16 protein-coding genes and 1 pseudogene are annotated in these 17812 nt (G+C 70.7%); 6 read left to right on the top strand and 11 right to left on the bottom strand.

Annotation, left to right across the window (positions count from 1 at the left end; all coding sequences use genetic code 11):
• The 3 genes and pseudogenes from PV363_RS07400 to PV363_RS07390 all read right to left on the bottom strand — a co-directional run.
• Positions 1-737 (bottom strand): annotated as a pseudogene (locus tag PV363_RS07400) ([protein-PII] uridylyltransferase); the annotation flags it as partial.
• A 53-nt stretch (positions 738-790) separates the two neighbouring features.
• Positions 791-1129, bottom strand: coding sequence for a P-II family nitrogen regulator (locus PV363_RS07395; RefSeq protein WP_220341237.1), 339 nt, complete (start codon positions 1127-1129; stop codon positions 791-793).
• The gene (locus tag PV363_RS07390) at positions 1126-2505 is read right to left on the bottom strand and encodes an ammonium transporter (protein WP_220341236.1); all 1380 of its coding nucleotides are present in this window, start codon (positions 2503-2505) and stop codon (positions 1126-1128) included. The genes PV363_RS07395 and PV363_RS07390 overlap by 4 nt, the downstream gene beginning before the upstream one ends.
• 229 nt (positions 2506-2734) lie before the next feature.
• Between PV363_RS07390 and PV363_RS07385 the strand changes: the two genes are divergently transcribed.
• The gene (locus PV363_RS07385; RefSeq protein ID WP_301022027.1) at positions 2735-4624 is read left to right on the top strand and encodes a penicillin-binding transpeptidase domain-containing protein; all 1890 of its coding nucleotides are present in this window, start codon (positions 2735-2737) and stop codon (positions 4622-4624) included.
• Between the two features lie 112 nt (positions 4625-4736).
• Here the strand turns inward: PV363_RS07385 and ftsY are convergent, their stop codons facing one another.
• Genes ftsY through PV363_RS07360 form a run of 5 tightly spaced genes read right to left on the bottom strand, consistent with a single transcriptional unit; the run spans position 4737 to position 11705 of the window.
• Positions 4737-5954, bottom strand: coding sequence for a signal recognition particle-docking protein FtsY (gene ftsY, locus PV363_RS07380; RefSeq protein ID WP_220341234.1), 1218 nt, complete (start codon positions 5952-5954; stop codon positions 4737-4739).
• The gene (gene cydC, locus PV363_RS07375) at positions 5947-7575 is read right to left on the bottom strand and encodes a thiol reductant ABC exporter subunit CydC (RefSeq protein WP_301022026.1); all 1629 of its coding nucleotides are present in this window, start codon (positions 7573-7575) and stop codon (positions 5947-5949) included. The genes ftsY and cydC overlap by 8 nt, the downstream gene beginning before the upstream one ends.
• On the bottom strand, positions 7572-9257 hold the full coding sequence (cydD, locus tag PV363_RS07370) for a thiol reductant ABC exporter subunit CydD (RefSeq protein ID WP_301022025.1): 1686 nt from the start codon (positions 9255-9257) through the stop codon (positions 7572-7574). The genes cydC and cydD overlap by 4 nt, the downstream gene beginning before the upstream one ends.
• Positions 9254-10279 carry a cytochrome d ubiquinol oxidase subunit II gene (gene cydB / locus PV363_RS07365; RefSeq protein ID WP_220346895.1) on the bottom strand — a complete coding sequence of 342 codons (1026 nt, stop codon included), beginning with the start codon at positions 10277-10279 and terminating at the stop codon, positions 9254-9256. Before cydB ends, cydD begins: the two co-directional genes overlap by 4 nt.
• A 13-nt stretch (positions 10280-10292) precedes the next feature.
• Entirely contained in the window at positions 10293-11705 is a 1413-nt protein-coding gene (locus tag PV363_RS07360) for a cytochrome ubiquinol oxidase subunit I (protein WP_220346894.1), read from the bottom strand.
• 177 nt (positions 11706-11882) lie between these two features.
• Here PV363_RS07360 and PV363_RS07355 point away from each other — a divergent pair, with 177 nt between their 5' ends.
• Positions 11883-12275: a BlaI/MecI/CopY family transcriptional regulator gene (locus PV363_RS07355; protein WP_220341229.1), complete on the top strand. Its 393-nt coding sequence runs from the start codon at positions 11883-11885 to the stop codon at positions 12273-12275.
• Positions 12272-13183, top strand: a complete 912-nt coding sequence (locus PV363_RS07350) for a M56 family metallopeptidase (protein ID WP_220346892.1) — start codon at positions 12272-12274, stop codon at positions 13181-13183. The genes PV363_RS07355 and PV363_RS07350 overlap by 4 nt, the downstream gene beginning before the upstream one ends.
• Here the strand turns inward: PV363_RS07350 and PV363_RS07345 are convergent.
• On the bottom strand, positions 13160-13375 hold the full coding sequence (locus tag PV363_RS07345; protein ID WP_220341227.1) for a hypothetical protein: 216 nt from the start codon (positions 13373-13375) through the stop codon (positions 13160-13162). The two genes, PV363_RS07350 and PV363_RS07345, sit on opposite strands and share 24 nt — an antisense overlap.
• A gap of 225 nt (positions 13376-13600) precedes the next feature.
• Here PV363_RS07345 and PV363_RS07340 point away from each other — a divergent pair, with 225 nt between their 5' ends.
• From PV363_RS07340 to PV363_RS07330, 3 genes are read left to right on the top strand one after another with little or no spacing between them, the layout of a single operon-like run.
• Positions 13601-14467 (top strand): hypothetical protein, encoded by an 867-nt coding sequence (locus tag PV363_RS07340; protein ID WP_301022024.1) that lies wholly within the window; start codon positions 13601-13603, stop codon positions 14465-14467.
• A complete protein-coding gene (locus PV363_RS07335; RefSeq protein WP_220365414.1) occupies positions 14464-15675 on the top strand; it encodes an ATP-binding protein in 1212 nt (403 codons plus the stop codon). Before PV363_RS07340 ends, PV363_RS07335 begins: the two co-directional genes overlap by 4 nt.
• A gap of 30 nt (positions 15676-15705) precedes the next feature.
• The gene (locus tag PV363_RS07330; RefSeq protein WP_301022023.1) at positions 15706-16254 is read left to right on the top strand and encodes a GNAT family N-acetyltransferase; all 549 of its coding nucleotides are present in this window, start codon (positions 15706-15708) and stop codon (positions 16252-16254) included.
• Here the strand turns inward: PV363_RS07330 and PV363_RS07325 are convergent.
• Both PV363_RS07325 and PV363_RS07320 read right to left on the bottom strand, forming a co-directional pair.
• Positions 16217-16666: a thioesterase family protein gene (locus PV363_RS07325; protein ID WP_220346887.1), complete on the bottom strand. Its 450-nt coding sequence runs from the start codon at positions 16664-16666 to the stop codon at positions 16217-16219. The genes PV363_RS07330 and PV363_RS07325 overlap by 38 nt on opposite strands.
• A 19-nt stretch (positions 16667-16685) precedes the next feature.
• The coding region (locus tag PV363_RS07320) for an AAA family ATPase (protein ID WP_301022022.1) at positions 16686-17812 on the bottom strand (1127 nt) is incomplete at its 5' end.

Here is a 17812-nt window from a genome sequence, read left to right as displayed (position 1 = left end):
CGCCACGTGCGGTTCGCCAGGTGAGCGGTGCGGCGGCCGAGGTCGCGCACGTGGAGGTCCAGCTGGTCGGGCGCGTAGCCCATCACGGACGCGACCTCCGGCACGAGGTCGGGTGTCAACCGGTCGGTGGGACGGGCCGCGACCTCGTGCAGGACGTCACGGACGTCCAGCAACGCCGCGCGGAGCGCCTCGAGCTCACGGTGCGGCACGTCGACCAGCCAGCTGGCGACCAGGGCACGCATGACCGTCCCGTCGCGCAGGCCACCCCCTGACTCCTTGAGGTCCATCACCGCCGACTGCGCGAGCCAGCCGAGCCGCTCGACGCGTTCGTGGGTGGCGCGCTCCAGCTCGGGGAGGCGACGACGGGCCGTACGGCGCCACGCGGTGAGGATCTCCGACCGCAGCGCGACCACCGCGGCGGTGTCACCCGCCACCGCACGCGCGTCGAGCATCCCGAGCGCGGCGCGGTAGTCCGCGTCGGCGGTCTGCAGCATCTGGCCGGCGCTGCGGACCGCGTGGTCCAGCGTGACGCCCCCGTCCCACAGCGGGTACCAGATCTTTTCGGCGACCTGCGCGACGAGCGCAGACGAAGCGCCGTCGCGATGGACGAGGACCACGTCGACGTCGCTGAAGGGCGACATCTCGGCACGTCCGAAGCCGCCGACCGCGACCAGCGCGAGGCCGTGCCGCTCGCCCTCAGGCAGGTCTGAGGCGGCCTCGGTGAAGCACTCACGCAAGCGCCGGTCCAGGGCGTCCGCCCTGGACCGGCGCCGTGCGCTGAGCTCCTCGGTCAGAGCGCCGCCTCGTCCGTCTCTCCGGTACGGACCCGGACGACGGACTCGACCGGGACGACCCAGACCTTGCCGTCACCGATCTTGCCAGTCGCGGCCGACTTCACGACCACGTCGACGACGTCCTTGACGTCCTCGTCCTCGGTCACGATCTCGACCCGGATCTTGGGGACGAGCGAGACGTCGTACTCGGCGCCACGGTAGACCTCGGTGTGACCCTTCTGACGGCCGTAGCCGCTGGCCTCCGTCACGGTCATGCCGGTGATGCCGAAGGTCTCGAGGGCCTCGCGGACCTCTTCCCACTTGTGCGGCTTGATCACCGCGGTCACGAGCTTCATGCCTTGGCTCCTTCGGGGGTGGTGGTCAGCGTAGCCGCCGTGACGGGACGGGCGACGCCCGACGCGGGTGCGAGGTCGTACCCCGACTCGCCGTGCTCGGCCAGGTCGATGCCCTCCACCTCGTCCTCCTCGGCGACGCGCCAGCCCATGACCGCCTTGATGGCCAGGCCGATGAGCAGCGTGAAGACACCCGACCAGAGGATGGCGAAGGCAGCGATCGCGGCCTGGACGACGAAGAGCTTGATGCCGTCTCCGTAGAGCAGCCCGCCCTCGACCGCGAGGAACCCGATGCCGAGGGTGCCGACGAGGCCGCCGACCAGGTGGACGCCCACCACGTCGAGCGAGTCGTCGTAGCCGAACCGGAACTTCAGGCCGACCGCGAGGGCGCAGAGGCCACCCGCGACGATGCCGAGGGCGATCGCGCCGATCGGGCTCAGCGCGCCACACGCCGGGGTGATGGCGACGAGGCCGGCGACGATGCCCGAAGCGGCACCGAGCGAGGTGGCCTTGCCGTCACGGATCTTCTCCACGACGAGCCAGCCGATGATGGCCGCCGCAGCGGCGACGGAGGTGTTGACCCACACGAGACCGGTCTCACCGGAGAACGCGGTGGCGTAGGCGATGGTGTTCTCGACGAAGCCCTCCGCACCGGCGCTGATCGGCTCGTCGGGCACCGACACGTACGAGCCCACGTTGAAGCCGAACCAGCCGAACCACAGGAGGCCGGCACCCAGCATCGTCAGCGGGAGGTTGCCCGGGCGGGTCGGCTCCTTGCCGAAGCCCCTCCGCTTGCCGATCAGCAGCACCAGGACGAGCGCCGCCATACCGGCGTTGATGTGGACGACCGTACCGCCGGCGTAGTCGATGGGGGCGATCGTCGCGGCGCCGTCGGTGGTGCCGAAGATGGCCGCGGCCAGGCCGTCGGCGCTTCCGGAGAGGAAGCCGCCACCCCAGACCATGTGCGCGAGCGGGAAGTAGGCGAGCGTGACCCACAGCGGCAGGAACAGCAGCCACGAGGAGAACTTCACGCGCTCGGCCAGCGCACCGCTGATCAGGGCCGCCGTGATGATGGCGAACGTCGCCTGGAAGGCGACGGTCAGGTAGTCGGTGCCCGAGACGTCGCGCAGCCCGAACAGGGTGAACGGGTTGTCGAAGAAGCCACCGATGCTGTCCTCGCCGCCGGAGGCGTAGGACATCGAGTAGCCCCACAACACGTAGACGACCATGACGACGCCCATGGCGCTGAAGGACATCATCATCATGTTGAGGATGGACTTGGTCCGCGTCATCCCGCCGTAGAAGAGCGCCAGGGCCGGCGTCATCAGGAGCACGAGCGACGCGGAGGTCAGGATCCAGGCTGCGTGGCCGGTGTCCATGGAACCTCCAGGGGATTAGGTATCTGAGACGTGACCGGCGCTCGAACGGCAGTGTCCGGGTCGGCTTCGTTGCGTTCAGATTCGCGGCGGTTCGTTTCCGGTCGAGCGACGCTGTGTTTCATGGAGGTGACACTTGACCAGGTTGTGTTACGCCTGAGTTTCAACGACGCTCCGTCCCACCCGGCCGCTCTTGTCGACCGATGAACCTCCGGCGGGTGAGGATGAGGGCATGGCCTTCTCCCCCTCGTCCGCCCGCCGTCGTGTGACCCTCGTCCTGGCCACCGTGCTGGGCGCCGGCGTGGGCGGCGCCTGCAGCGGCTCGCCGGCCGAGCCGGAGGCCGAGCAGCTCGCCGAGGGCCTCTCGAGCCTCGACCTCTCCGGCGTCGAGATCGACGACTCCGCCGCGGGCGCCGAGCTGACGCAGATCACCAAGGGCCTCGACGACCTCCGGCCGACCGTCTCGGTGAAGGGCGTCGCCGAGGAGGACGAGACGGCGACCGCCACCCTCGCCTACCGCTGGGAGTTCGGGCCCGACGTCGCCTGGGAGTACGAGACAAAGGCCGAGATGCGTCGTGCCGACGACACCTGGACGGTCGCCTGGTCGCCGTCGCTGGTCGCCCCGGACCTCGCCGAGGGCCAGCGTCTGCGCGTACGCACCGTGCCGGCGCAGCGCGGAGACATCCTCGGCGGCTCGGGGACCGTCCTGGTCACCGAGCGCTCCGTCCAGCGCATCGGGATCGACAAGACGGCCGTCCCCGCGGCCCGCCAGCAGTCGTCTGCCCGCGCGCTGGCGCGGATCCTCGGCATCGACGCGGACGACTACGCCGCCGAGGTCGCGGCCGCGGGTCCCAAGGCGTTCGTGGAGGCGATCGTGCTGCGTGCCGAGCAGCGAGCACCCAACGGGGACCCCGAGTCGGTCTTCGGAGCGAGGGTCCTTGGTGACACGCTGCCGCTGGCGCCGACCCGGACCTTCGCCTCCGCCATCCTCGGCTCGGTCGGCGAGGCGACCAAGGAGCTCATCGACAAGAGCGACGGACGTCTGTCCACCGGCGACCTCACCGGTCTGTCGGGGCTCGCGCTGCGCTACGACGAGCAGCTGCGCGGTCGCGACGGCTACGTCGTCGACATCGTCAGCGACGCCGTGTCCGACCCGGCGAACCCGTCCCCGTCGATCAAGGACGTGCCGGCGTACGAGCAGGCGCCGGTCCCCGGTGAGCCGCTGCGCACGACGCTCGACCAGCGTCTGCAGATCCTCGCCGAGGAGGTGCTCGCCGGGACGAAGCCGGCCAGCGCGCTGGTGGCGATCAGGCCCTCGACCGGCGCTGTGCTGGCCGCGGCGACGGGCCCGGGTGCCGCAGGACAGGCGATCGCGACCACCGGGCAGTACGCCCCGGGCTCGACGTTCAAGATCACGACCGCGCTCGCCGCGCTGCGCGCCGGTGTCGACCCGACGACGACCACGCCGTGCCCCGCGACGACCGTCGTGAACGGCAAGTCGTTCAAGAACTACGACGACTACCCCAGCAGCTCGCTCGGCCGCATCCGGTTCACCGAGGCCTTTGCGCAGTCGTGCAACACGTCGATGATCGGGCTGCGGGACAGGGTGGCGCAGAGCGACCTCGCCTCCGCCGCGGCCTCGCTCGGGATGGGCGTCGACCAGGACCTGGGCTTCCCGTCCTACTTCGGCTCCGTGCCCACCGAGGCACCCACGACCGAGCACGCGGCGTCGATGATCGGCCAGGGCAAGGTGCTCGCCTCGCCGTTCACGATGGCGACCGTGACCGCGTCGGTCGCCGCCGGCCGTACGGTCGTGCCCGTGCTGCTCCCCGATCGCGAGGCGCCCAAGGTCGAGTCCACGCTCGAACCCGCCGAGGCCCGCCAGCTCCGTGCGCTGATGCGCCGCGTCGTCACCGACGGCAGCGGCCGCGCGCTCGCAGGGCTCGGCGGTGAGGTCGGCGCCAAGACGGGGACGGCCGAGTACGGCTCACCGGTGAAGACTCACGCCTGGATGGTGGCGACCAAGGGCGACCTCGCGGTCGCGGTGTTCGTCGAGACGGGCGAGTCCGGCTCTCAGACCGCCGGGCCCCTCCTCAAGCGGTTCCTCGCCCGCGCACGCTGAGCCCGCCCCGTCCCGTCCCCGATTTGTGCAGTTGGCACGGGTTTGCGTCCCCGGATTCCTTGCTCAACTGCACAAATCGGGGACGGGGACGGGCGGTCGGGGACCGGGTGGGTCAGGACAGGAGCGCGTCCACGAACTCGTCGGCCACGAACGGCGCCAGGTCGTCGGCGCCCTCTCCGAGCCCCACGAGCTTGACGGGGACCCCGAGCTCTCGCTGTACGGCGATGACGATCCCGCCCTTGGCGGTGCCGTCGAGCTTGGTGAGCACGATCCCGGTGACGTCGACGACCTCGGCGAAGACCCGAGCCTGCGTCAGGCCGTTCTGACCGGTGGTCGCGTCGATGACGAGCAGCACCTCGGTGACCGGTGCCTGCTTCTCGATGACCCGCTTGACCTTGCCGAGCTCGTCCATCAGGCCGGCCTTGGTGTGGAGGCGGCCGGCGGTGTCGATGACGACGGTGTCGTAGCCGCCCTCCTTGCCGGTCTTGACGGTGTCGAACGCGACCGAGGCGGGATCGCCGCCCTCGGGACCACGGACGGTCGGGACACCGACGCGCTCGCCCCAGGTCTGGAGCTGGTCGGCGGCCGCGGCGCGGAAGGTGTCCGCGGCGCCGAGCACGACACTGTCGCCGTCGGCGATCAGCACGCGTGCGAGCCGCCCGACGGTCGTGGTCTTGCCGGTGCCGTTGACGCCCACCACGAGCACCACGCCGGGGGCGCCGTCGACACCCTTGGCGGCGATGCTGCGGTCGTACGACGGGTCGACCAGCGTCACGAGCTCCTCACGCAGGATCGACCGGGCGACCGCGGGGTCGGCGACACCCTCGACCCGGATCCGGGTGCGGAGGCGCTCGACGAGCTCCTGCGTCGGCGCGACGCCCACGTCGGCGGTCAGGAGCGTGTCCTCGATCTCCTCCCAGGTGTCCTCGTCGAGACGGTCACGGCCGAGGAGTGCGAGCAGGCTCTTGCCGAGCGAGGACTGGGAGCGGGCGAGCCGGGTACGGAGCCGGACCAACCGGCCCGCGGCGGGCGCGGGCTCCTCGATCGCGGGTCCCGGCGCGGTCGGAGCGGTCGCGACGGCTCCGGGCTCGTTGCCGGTGTCGGACTCGTCGATCTCGCCCGGCTCGGGAAGCACGGGCTCCACCCCGTCACCGGTCGGTGCAGGCTCCTGCTCGGGGCGCTCGCGGAGGTCGTCGAGACGGCGGTCGACGGTGTCGGCCGGCGGCAGGGCCTTGCCCCGCGAGCCGACCACGAAGGCGGCGATCCCTCCGATCAGGAGGACGGCGACGGCGAGACCGATGAAGACGTAGAGCGTGGTGGTGTCAGACACGATCCCTGATCCTAGTGGGCTCGCCGATCCGGACGACGTGCGACGCGGCCGCGAGCGCTCGCTCGTCGTGGCTGACGAGCAGGATGGAGCGCTCCGGGGCGAGCGCGACGAGGTCGCGCAGCAGGGCCTCGGCGGTCGCCGCGTCGAGGTGCTCGGTGGGCTCGTCGAGCACGAGGACGCGGTGCCCTCCGAGCAGCAGCCGGGCCAGTCCCAGACGCTGCCTCTCCCCGCCGGAGAGGCGGTCGCCGTTCTCCCCCACCTCGGTGTCGAGACCGTCGGGCAGCCCTGCGACGAAGGCCCCGAGACCCGCCGCGTCGAGGGCGGCCAGGAGCGTACGGTCGTCGGCCTGCGGGTCGGCGATCCTCAGGTTCTCTCGGATCGAGGTGTCGAAGACGTGCTCGTCCTGGCGGAGGGTCGCCACCACCTGGCGGACCTGGTCACCGGTCAGCGCGTCGATCGGCGTACCGCCGAGGGTGATCGTGCCCGCCCTCGGTGCGGCGAGCCTCAGGAGCACCGCGGCGAGGGTCGACTTGCCCGACCCGCTCGGTCCCGAGACCGCGACGACCGCACCCTCTGGGAGGTTCAGGTCGAGGCCACGGACGAGATCCTCGCCCTCACCCCACCCGAGGGCGACGTCGCGCAGGTGGAGGTCGAACCCGGCGGGGTCGGGTGCAGGGTGCTCCGGATCCACCACGTCGTCGTGAGCGGCGACCAGCTCGTCGATGCGTCGCCGGGAGGCCGCCGACCGTTGCGCCTGCTGCTCGATCGCGCTCAGGCCCTCGAGCGGCTCGGCGAGCGCCACCGGGGCGAGGACGACCACGGCGAGCAGGACCGGGCTCAGGGCGCCGTCGGCGACGGCGGCCACACCCGCCCATGCGATCAGGCACGTCGCGACGCCGAGACAGATCCGGACGACCATGACGCCGAGTCCGTCGAGGAAGGCGGCACGGCGCTCGGTCTCCGCGAGCCTCTCCCCCGTGCGCGCGACCGTGGCACGGGCATCCTCGGCGGCACCGTACGCCACGAGGTCGCGCGAGGTGCGCAGCGTCTCCGCGACCTCGGCGGCGAGCTCACCGCGCAGCCCGGCGGTCGCCGCGTTGGAACGACTCCCTCCGGTCCGTACGGCGACGAGGACGCCGACCCACGCCACGACCACCGCCGCAGCCAGCACGAGGCCGCCGCGGGGGAAGATCGCGAGGACGAACCCGACCACGATCGCCGACGAGACCGCGGTCACGGCCCGCGGGATGGTCGCCCGGACGATCCGGTCCTGGATCGCGTCGACGTCGGAGACGATCCGAGCGATCCTCTCCCCGCGTCGGCCCGCGGCGAGCGTCGAGGGCGACAGCCGCTCCAGCCGCTCGTAGACCGCGAGCCGGATCGAGGTGCCCACACGCAGGGCGCCGTCGTGGGTGTAGAGCCGCTCGACGTAGCGCAGCGCGGCGCGCGCGATCCCGAACGCCCGCACGGAGACGATCGCGAGCATGAGATAGAGCACGGGCGGGTGCTGGGCCGCACGCGAGATCAGCCAGGCGGAGACGAGGAGCAGCCCGATCGAGCTGAGGCTCGCGAGCAGCCCGAAGAAGCCGCCGAGGACCAGCTGGCGGCGCGCGGTGGTCATGCCGCCATCCCCGCGGGCACGAGGGGTACGACCCGGTCGGCGTCGTCGACGAGTGCGCGGCGGTGCGCCACGACCAGCACGGTGACGTCGGCGGCGCGCAGCGCTCGTCGTACGTCCTCCTCGGCCGCGGTGTCGAGGCCGGCGGTGGGCTCGTCGAGCAGCATCACGGTCGCTCCTGCTCGGCGTACCCGCAGCAGCGCCCGGGCGACGGCCAGACGCCGCCGCTCCCCCGCCGACAGGTTGGCCCCGCCTTCGTGGACCTCGCGCTGCGGCGAGAGATCGGGCGCGCCGGCGTCGCGGAGCGCCTCGGCGACCTCGTCGTCGGAGGCGTCACGCGCCCCCAGACGGACGTTGCCGGCGACGGTCCCCGACAGCAGACCGGGCACCTGCGGCACCCAGGCCATGCGCGAACGCCACGAGGCGAGGTCGATGTCTGCGAGGTCGTACGTCGTTCCGTCGGCCGCACGGACGGTGACACGGCCGGTGGTGGGGGCGACGAATCCCATCAGCACATCGACCAGGGTGCTCTTGCCGCACCCCGACGAGCCGGTGACGGCGAGCACGCGTCCTGGTTCGAGCACCAACGACGTCGGCGCGAGAGCGGGTGTCGTACGCCCCGGGTAGGACACGGAGACGTCGTCCACGACGATCGTTGCGCCGCCGAGGTCCGGTGCGACGGTCCGGCGGACGGCGACGTCCTGGTCGTCGAGGATCGCGTAGACGTCGTCGGCGACCGCCTGCCCCTCGGCCGAGTCGTGGAAGTGTGCGCCGACCTGGCGGATCGGCAGGTAGGCCCCCGGCGCGAGCACGAGGACGAACAGACCAGTCATCAGCGAGAGGTGGCCCTCGACGATCCGCAGACCGATCGACACGGCGACGAGGGCGACCGAGATCGTTGCGACGAGCTCGAGCACGAACGACGACAGGAACGCGAGGCGCAGGGCACCCATCGTCTCCTTGCGGTTGCGCTCGCCCACCTCGGCGATGCCCTTGGTCTGGTTGCGCGAGCGCCCGAAGACCTTGAGCACGACGAGTCCGTCGAGCACGTCGGCGAAGTGGTGGCTGAGCCGGACCATCGCGCGCCACCGCCGCTCGGTCCGGTCACGCGTCATGTAGCCGACCAGCACCATGAACACCACGATGAGCGGGAGCGTCACGGCGATCGTGATCCCCGACAACGGGTCGGCCACGAACACCGCGACGACGACCACCGCCGGCACGGTGAGGGCCAGCGCGAGCTGTGGGAGGTAGCGCGCGAAGTAGGTGTCGAGCTTGTCCATGCCGGGCCCGAGCAGTGTGACGACGTGGCTCGACTCCGGGCGAGCCCCGTGGTGGGGCGCACCGTCGAGAAGCCGGCCGACCACCTCCTCGCGCAGCTGCACCTTCACCCGTGCCGCCGCGCGTGCCGACACGACCGCGTGGAGCCAGCCGAGCGCGGCGCGGGTGAGGATCACCGCAGCCAGTGCCAGCACGGCGGCGGTGACGACGTCGACCAGTCCCGACCGCTCGAACCCCTCCGAGACGACCCGGGCGATGAGCCACGACTGGCCAACGACCAGCGCCGCCATCGCCGTCGCGATCACGACGCTGGCGGCGAGGTAGGTACGGACCGCCCGCGACCGCCGGACGAGGCGGGGGTCGAGCGGCGGCGACGAGGCGGTCCGTACGTTCAGGGTTGTCATACCGGCGAGTGCAGGTGCTCGTCGTCCTCGACCGCGATCGAGTCGACGCTGATCCGCTTGCGGAACACCCAGTAGCTCCACGCCTGGTAGCCGATCACGATCGGGACGAACACCACGGCCACCCAGCTCATGATGGTGAGCGTCTTGTCGGTGGAGGCCGCGTTCTCCGTCGTCAGGCTGTAGGCCGGATCGAGGGTGGACGGCATCACGTCCGGGAACAGCGCCACGAACAGCGACATCACGGCGAGACCGATCGCGGCCATCGTCCCCATGAACGCCCAGCCGTCGCGCCGTGCCCAGGCTGCGAGCAGGCCGCCCACGAACGTCAGCGCCGCGAGCCCGGACAGGGCCCAGACCCAGACCTTGTCGTGGTCGAGGCAGGTCCAGAGCAGGAATGCGACGGCCAGCACCGCGGCGACGAGGCCGATCTTGAGCGAGAACGCCCGCGCCCGCTCGTGGATGATGCCGCTGGTCTTGAGGGCGAGGAAGTTGGCGCCGTGGGTGAGGAACAGCGTCAGCATGACCACGCCCGCCAGCAGCGCGTACGGGTTGAGGAGGTCGAAGAAGCCGCCGACGTAGTTCTTGTCGGCGTCGATCTCGACGCCGCGGACGATGTTGCCGAACGCGACACCCCACAGCAGGGCCGGGACGAAGGAGCCGAAGATGATCGCGGCGTCCCAGCGGCTCTTCCAGGTCGCGTCGTCGCGCTGGTGGCGGTATTCGAAGGCGACCCCGCGCACGATCAGCGCCACCAGGATCAGGAGCAGCGGGAGGTAGAACCCGCTGAACAAGGTGGCGTACCACTCGGGGAACGCGGCGAAGATGCTCGCGCCGGCGACGATCAACCAGACTTCGTTGCCGTCCCAGAGCGGGCCGATCGTGTTGATCATCGTGCGGCGTTCGCGGTCGTTGCGGCCGAGGATCGGCAGCAGCATCCCGACACCGAAGTCGAATCCCTCGAGCACGAAGTAGCCGATGAAGAGGAACGCGATGACGCAGAACCAGATGGTGGTGAGTTCCATGATCCCTCTCCTCTCAGTACGCGAACGCCATCGGGCGGTCGTCGGGCTGCTTGCCTGTCTCGTTGTCCGGGTCCACCTCGGGCAACCCCTTCTTGACGGCTGCCAGGAGCAGCTTGACCTCGATCACCGCGAGAACGCCGTAGACGAGGGTGAAGACGATCAAGGACGTGAGCACCGTGCCGGCGCCGACGTTGGGCGACACTCCGGCCTCGGTCGGCATCAGGCTGAAGACGATCCAGGGCTGACGACCCATCTCGGTGAAGATCCAGCCGAAGGAGTTCGCGAGGAGCGGAAGGAGCATCGAGGCGACGGCGAGCCAGATCGGCCAGCGCTTGTCGCCACGCGGCACACGACCCCCGCGGGTCGACCAGAGCATCCACGCGCCGATCGCCATCGCCAGACCACCGCACGTGATCATCAGGCGGAAGCTCCAGTAGGTGACGGGGATGTACGGCTTGTAGTTGCCGGGGCCGTACGTCTCCTCGTACTCGGCCTGGAGCGAGTTGATGCCGCGCACCTCACCGTCCCACGTGCCCGTCGCGAGGTAGGACAGCACGTGCGGCACCTCGAGCTGGTAGAACGGCTTGTCACCGCTGAGCGACCCGATGGTGAGCACGGAGAACGGCGCGGGCTGGGCATCCTCGTACAGGGCCTCTGCAGCCGCCATCTTCATCGGCTGCACCTCGGTCATGATCTTGCCCTGGATGTCGCCGGTGACGATCGTGCCAAGGCCCGCGACGAGCAGGGTGACCGCTCCGAGGCGCAGGGTGGATCGGAAGGCGTCGGCGTCCGCGGGCTTGCGGCGGATCAGCCACCACATCGACACCGCGGCCATCAGCCCGCCGGCGACCATGAAGGCACCGAACAGCGTGTGCGGGACCGTGATGAGCACGACCTTGTTGGTGAGGACGTCGGTGAAGCTCTCGAGCTCCGCGCGTCCGCGCTCGGCGTTGAACGTGTAGCCGACCGGGTTCTGCATGAAGGAGTTGGCCGCGAGAATGAAGTAGGCCGACAGCGCGGTGCCGACAGCGGCGATCCACATGCAGGCGTTGTGCAGCGCGGGCGAGAGCTTGTCCCACCCGAAGATCCAGATGCCGAGGAACGTCGACTCGAGGAAGAACGCCAGCAGGCCCTCGACGGCGAGCGGCGCACCGAAGATGTCACCGACGAACCGCGAGTAGTCGGACCAGTTCATCCCGAACTGGAACTCCTGCACGATGCCGGTCACGATGCCCATCGCGAAGTTGATCAGGAAGATCTTGCCGAAGAACTTCGTCAGACGGAGCCACTTCTCGTTGCGCGTGCGCACCCAGGCCAGCTCGAGGCCTGCGACGAGAAATGACAGTCCGATGGTGATCGGTACGAAGAAGAAGTGGTACACGGTGGTGATCCCGAACTGCCACCGTGCGATCTCGAGTGCTTCCATGGTGCCCCTCAAGGCTCGATCAATCGTCAGGCTAAATCCGGAGCCGGTGGGCGGCGAATCCGGCGAGTCCTCGCCAGACCGTCGACGACGCTCTGTAGGAGAAACGCTACTACGCAGTGTCGTAGATCAGCAGGTGGGGTACGACACAGAGTCGTAGCCCCCCGGTACCCTTGAGCCATGGCACGACTGGGCGAGCTCGAGCGCGAGGTGATGGACCTCCTCTGGGAGTCCGCCACCCCCCTGACCGGACGCGAGGTCCTGGACCTTCTGACCCCCCGCAGGGACCTGGCCTACACGACGGTCACGACGATCCTCGACCGGCTCGCCCGCAAGCGTGTCGTCGACCGTGACCGGAGCGGACGCGCGTTTACCTACGCGCCCACCGTCGGTCGTGACGAGCTCACCGCCACGCTGCTGCACGAGGTCCTGGCCTCGGCCGGAGACGACCGTACGGCGGCGCTGGTGCACTTCGCCGAGACCGCCAGCAACGACGACGCCCGAGCTCTGCGCGAGGCTCTCGCGCGCATCGAGGCGACGCAGCCTCCGGAGACGCCGGCCACGAGCTCATGACCACCCCGCTCCTGCTCGGGCTGATCGGTCTCGCGCTGGCTCAGCCCGTCCCCGCGATGCTCGCGCGGATGGACTGGCCCTATCGCGCGCCGCGGGCGGCCGTCGTCCTCTGGCAGGCGCTCGCGCTCGCCGCGATCCTCGCCGTCGTCGGCGCCGGGCTGTCCGCGTCGCTGTGGCTGGTCGTCCGCGAAGGCGCCCCGAACCCCGAGCCCGGCGTGGCACGGATGGTGCTGCACGTCGCGTTCCTCGGGCTCACCGTCGTCGTCGTCGCTCGGACGGTGTGGTCGTTCCTCAGTGTGGCCGCCGAGGTGCGCACGACCCGCCGGCGACACCGCGCGATGGTGGATCTTGTCGGCACCCGCGACGACGCGGGCCGCTCGGTCCGCATCCTCGACGCCCACGAGCCCTTCGCCTACTGCGTCCCTGGCCTCGACGCGCGTGTCGTGGTCTCCCGAGGGACCCTCGACTCGCTCGACCCGGCGGAGCTCGACGCCGTCCTCGCGCACGAGCGCGCCCACCTCCGGGCACGGCACGACGTCGTGGTGGACACGTTCTCGGCTCTGCACCGGGCCTTCCCGCGGGTGCTGCGGACCGAGGCGGCGCTCGAGAGCACGCGTGTCCTGGTGGAGCTGCTCGCCGACGACCACGCGAGGCGCCGCGCGGGCACCACGCCGCTGGCGCGTGCGCTCGTCAAGCTCGGCACCCGCCCCGCCCCTGCCGGGGCGCTCGGAGCGAGCAGCACGCTCGTACGCCGGATGGACCGGCTCGAGAACGAGGTCAGCGCCGCCGCACCTGCGGGTCGCGTCGAGGCGCTCACCTGCTACGTCGTCGCCGCCGTCGTGGTGCTGGTGCCGACCTTCAGCCTGGCGGTGCCGTGGATCGCCTCAGCCTGGTCGACGCTGACCTGACGCGTCGGCGACCTCGGCGACCTCGGCGACCTCGGCCTCGGGGTGCCGACCGATGTCGAGCCGGTCCGCGATCGCCACGAGAAGCCGGTCGATGCTCTCCGCGCCCCACACGGACGACGGCACGTGCTTCCCTCGGTACGGGTAGGCGAGCACTGCGCCGAGCATGACGGCCGCTGCCACGATGATCAGCATGACGGGCACGATGACGACGACCGGCGACACAGGACGACCCCCAAGATTCGGTCTAAAACGGACTCGATCAGGCTCTCACACGAGAGGGGCAGCCGCGTCCTCGGACACCACGCCTCGGACATGACCTGCGTCACGTGGCGCCAACCGGGCACAGGTCGCGCCGGGCATCTCGGCGCGGCGTGGGTCGGGGTCCGGCGGTGAGAGGTGAGTCACTACGCTCCGCCCATGACGAGCACGAGCGACCCATTGGCGATGGCAGAGCACTGGCTGGACGTCGGCAACCCGCAGCGTTGCCTGGACCTCCTCGCCGAGGGCGCGTCGGAACCCGACCAGGCTCGCGCCTTCGAGCTCCGCTCGCTCGCGCTGATCCGCCTCGGACGTCGCCAAGAAGGGTACGAGGTAGCGCTCCGAGGCCTCGAGATCGACCCCGACAGCGGTCCGCTGCACTTCTACGCCGCGCAGGCCGCTGACTTCTCCAGGCGCCCCAACGAAGCCGAGCGACACTTCCAGCGTGCTCTCGCCCTGTGCCCGTCCGACCTGGCGATACGCACCCGGTACGGCGCGTTCCTCGTCGACGAGAAGCGGCTCGCTGAGGCCGACCGTCAGGTCGCTCAGGCACGCGAGCTCGACCCTGAGGCTCTGGATCTCACCCTGCTGCGGGCGCGCATCGCGGTGGGCCGCAAGGCCTGGGAGGAGGCGCGTGATCTGGCGCGCCGCGTGCTCGCCGAGGAGCCCGACAACCCGGAGGCACTCCAGCTCGACGCCGTCGCCGCCTCGGAGCTCGGCGACCAGGAGACGGCGGTCCGCAGCATGCGCCGGGCTGCGGCGACCAACCTCGACGATCGGGAGCTGGCCCTCGCGGCGCGACGTGCCGCGATCGCGATGCTCCCCGTGATGTGGCCGCTGCGGTTGTTGAGCCGCTTCGCCTGGTGGCAGGTGGCGCTGGTCACCTTCGTCGCCCTGAGACTGGTCCGGGCGACGATGCCCGAGCCGGTTCAGATCACCGTGGCGGCCGTGTGGGTCGCCTTCCTTGTGTACAGCTGGGCGCTCCCGGCGGTCCTCACGGCCTGGGTGAAGAGGAGGGCGCGGTGACCACCTCGGGGCACGCGCGCATCACGGGACTGCGCGCCGCGCTCGAGGCCAGCCCGGACAACGAGACCCTCCTGCTCCTCCTGGCCGAGGCACTGCGCGCCGACGGCGACGACGACGCGGCACTCGAGGTGTACGCGCGCCTGCTCGCGGCGCATACCCTTCCTCCCGAAGAAGCCTTGGTGGCCGCCGATCTCGCCCTCACGCTCGGCCACCTCGGCGTCGCGCGCGGGTGCCTCGAGGTCGCGCGCGGCGGGGGCCAGATCGAAGGGCTGTCGGATCTCGAGTCGCGCATCGCGACGGCACTCGCCCCCTCCGGAGATGCCCCGGCCGAGCCGGCGGAGGTGGTCCGTTTCAGCGACGTCGGTGGCCTAGAAGACCTGAAGAAGCTCCTGCACCGCATGATCGTGATGCCCTACGTCCGGCCCGACCTCTACGCGAAGTACGGCCGACACGGCGGCGGCGGTGTCCTGCTCTATGGACCTCCAGGTTGCGGCAAGACGCTGATGGCGCGCGCGGTGGCCGGCGAGTGCGGGCTGCCCTTCATCCCGATCCGGATCGAGGACGTCGTCTCCCCCTACTTCGGGGCATCGGAGCGCAACCTCGCCGACGCGTTCGCCCACGCACGGGCGTTTGCCCCCTGCGTCGTGTTCATCGACGAGCTGGACGCCCTGGCCTACAAGCGCCACCGCGCGGAGGGAGACTCCGCGCGACGCTTGACCAACGTGCTGCTCCAGGTGATGGACGGGGTCGGCAGCGATACCACCGACATCCTCGTGATGGGTGCTTCCAACGCACCGTGGGACGTCGACACTGCGCTCGTCCGACCAGGCCGGTTCGATCGGCACGTGTTCGTCCCTCCGCCAGACGCGCGTGCCCGCGAGATGATCCTGGAACGACTGCTTCGTGATGTCCACGCCGAGCCGGGCAGCACCGCTCGTGTGGCCGGGCGGACCGAGTTCTTCTCCGGAGCGGATCTGCGTGCCCTCGTCGAGCGGGCCGCCGACCGAGCGATCGACCGTGCACTCGAGACGGGGGACGAGGCTCCGCTCGGTGCAGGCGACATCGAGCACGGGCTGGCTGGCCTGCGCCCCAGCACCCTCGACTGGCTACGCCGCGCACGCGACTACGTCGAGTTTTCCAACGCCGACGACCGTTGGGACGACGTCGCCGCCTACCTGCGGAGCCGGCCGATCCGAAAACGGCTCTGAGGCCCGCCACGCACCGCCTACGATCGCCCGGTGCCCCTCCCCCGTGTCCGCATCATCCAGCTGTCCCCCGAGACCCTCCGCGCTCTCGCCGACGGCGACCTCGACGCGGCTGACGCGACGGCGCCGGTCCCGCTGTCCCCGGCGTTCGTCAGCCCGACCTTCCGCAGGATCTGGGCGATGCGTGCCGATCAGGTCGTCACCGATCCCTCCAGCGCCGCGTGGGTCACCGGCGTCATGTGGGACGAGGACGCAGAGCGCGCGGTCGGCCGGGCGGGCTTCCACGGTCCACCCGACTCCGACGGGATGGTCGAGATCGGCTACGAGGTGGATCCGGAGCTCCGACGGCGCGGCTACGCGCGGGCTGCGCTCGAGGCGCTGCTCGCCCGCGCCGACGCGGATCCGAGGGTGCGCGTCGTCCGCGTCACGATCGACCCGCACAACACCGTCTCGCGTGATCTCGCCCTGCCGTACGGGTTCGTCGAGGTCGGCGAGCAGTGGGACGACGAGGACGGGCTCGAGATCGTCTACGAGCGCGCGGCGATCAACCCCGCACCAGCGGAGCGACCGCCGCACGGATGACGTCCGGCACCGGGGTGACCGTCCGGTCGGCGCGAGTCACGTAGACGTGCACGAACCGCCCGATCGCCGCCGGCTCGGGAGAGGTGCCCTGGAACAGCCCGATCTCGTAGACGATCGAGGACGTGCCGAGCTTCTCCACCGCCAGGCCCACCTCGACGTCCTCGGGGAAGCCGAGCTCGCGCTTGAATCGGCAGCCCGTCTCGACCACGAGTCCGATCGCATCGAGCCGGCGGATGTCCGTGCCGGCGGCGTCGATCAGGTAGCCATTGACCGCGGTGTCGAAGTAGGAGTAGTAGGTCACGTTGTTCACGTGCCCGTAGACGTCCTCGTCCGACCACCGCGTGGTGATGCGGCGCAGCACCGGGAAGTCGTCGCGGCTCGGGCTCGAGGGACCTTCAGGAGTGGCGCTCACGCGCCGACGATAGCGGGGGCTAGGCGGGCTCGGCCTCGCGCATCCGCTGGCTGATCACCGCGGAGACGCCGTCACCGCGCATCGACACGCCGTAGAGCGCGTCGGCCACCTCCATCGTGCGCTTCTGGTGGGTGATGACGATGAGCTGGCTGTTCTCGCGCAGCTCCTCGTAGATCTCCAGCAGACGCCCGAGGTTGGTGTCGTCGAGCGCGGCCTCGACCTCGTCGAGGATGTAGAACGGGCTCGGTCGCGCCTTGAACAGCGCCACGAGGAACGCCACCGCCACCAGCGACCGTTCGCCACCCGACAGCAGCGACAGCCGCTTCACCTTCTTGCCCGGGGGCCGCGCCTCCACCTCGATCCCCGTCGTGAGCATCGAGGACGGGTCGGTGAGGATCAGGCGCCCTTCGCCTCCGGGGAACAGCCGGGAGAACACCCCCTCGAACTCGCGGGAGACGTCGTGCCAGGCGCTGGTGAACACCTGCTCCACGCGCTGGTCGACCTCGATGACGATGTCGAGGAGGTCCTTGCGGGTCTTGCGCAGGTCCTCGAGCTGCTCGGACAGGAACTTGTGCCGCTCCTCCAGCGCCGAGAACTCCTCCAGCGCCAGGGGGTTGACCTTGCCCAGGAGAGCGAGCGACTTCTCGGCCACGCGCAGCCGCTTCTCCTGCTCGGCGCGGACGAACGGCACCGGCTCCGGGTCGGGCTCATCCTCGTCCGCATCGACAGGACGGGGTACGGGGACGAGCGTCTCGGGGCCGTACTCGGCGACCAGCGTGTCGACCTCGACACCGATCTCGTCCAGCGCCCGCTGCTCGAGCGCCTCGATACGGAGCCGCTGCTCGGTCCGGGCGACCTCGTCACGGTGGACGGAGTCGGTCAGCCGCGCAAGGTCGACGGACAGGTCGCGGAGCCGACGGCGTACGTCGGCCAGCTGCTGGTCGCGTCCCGCACGCGCCTCCATGATCTCGTCGCGCGACTTCTTGGCCGCAGCGAGCGACACCGCCACGTGCTCCAGCACGACCTGCGCGGCCTCACCGACGGCACGCGCGGCAGCGCCCTCACGACGCAGCCGCTCGCGGCGTACGCGGTCGCGCTCGCGGGCGGCGCGCTCCTCGCTCGCCCGGCGACGCAGACCGGCCGCGC

Source organism: Mumia sp., assembly GCF_028803055.1.
Classification (GTDB): domain Bacteria; phylum Actinomycetota; class Actinomycetes; order Propionibacteriales; family Nocardioidaceae; genus Mumia.
The sequence above is the reverse complement of the archived record's forward strand: the minus strand, read 5'-3'. Positions and strand labels throughout refer to the sequence as shown.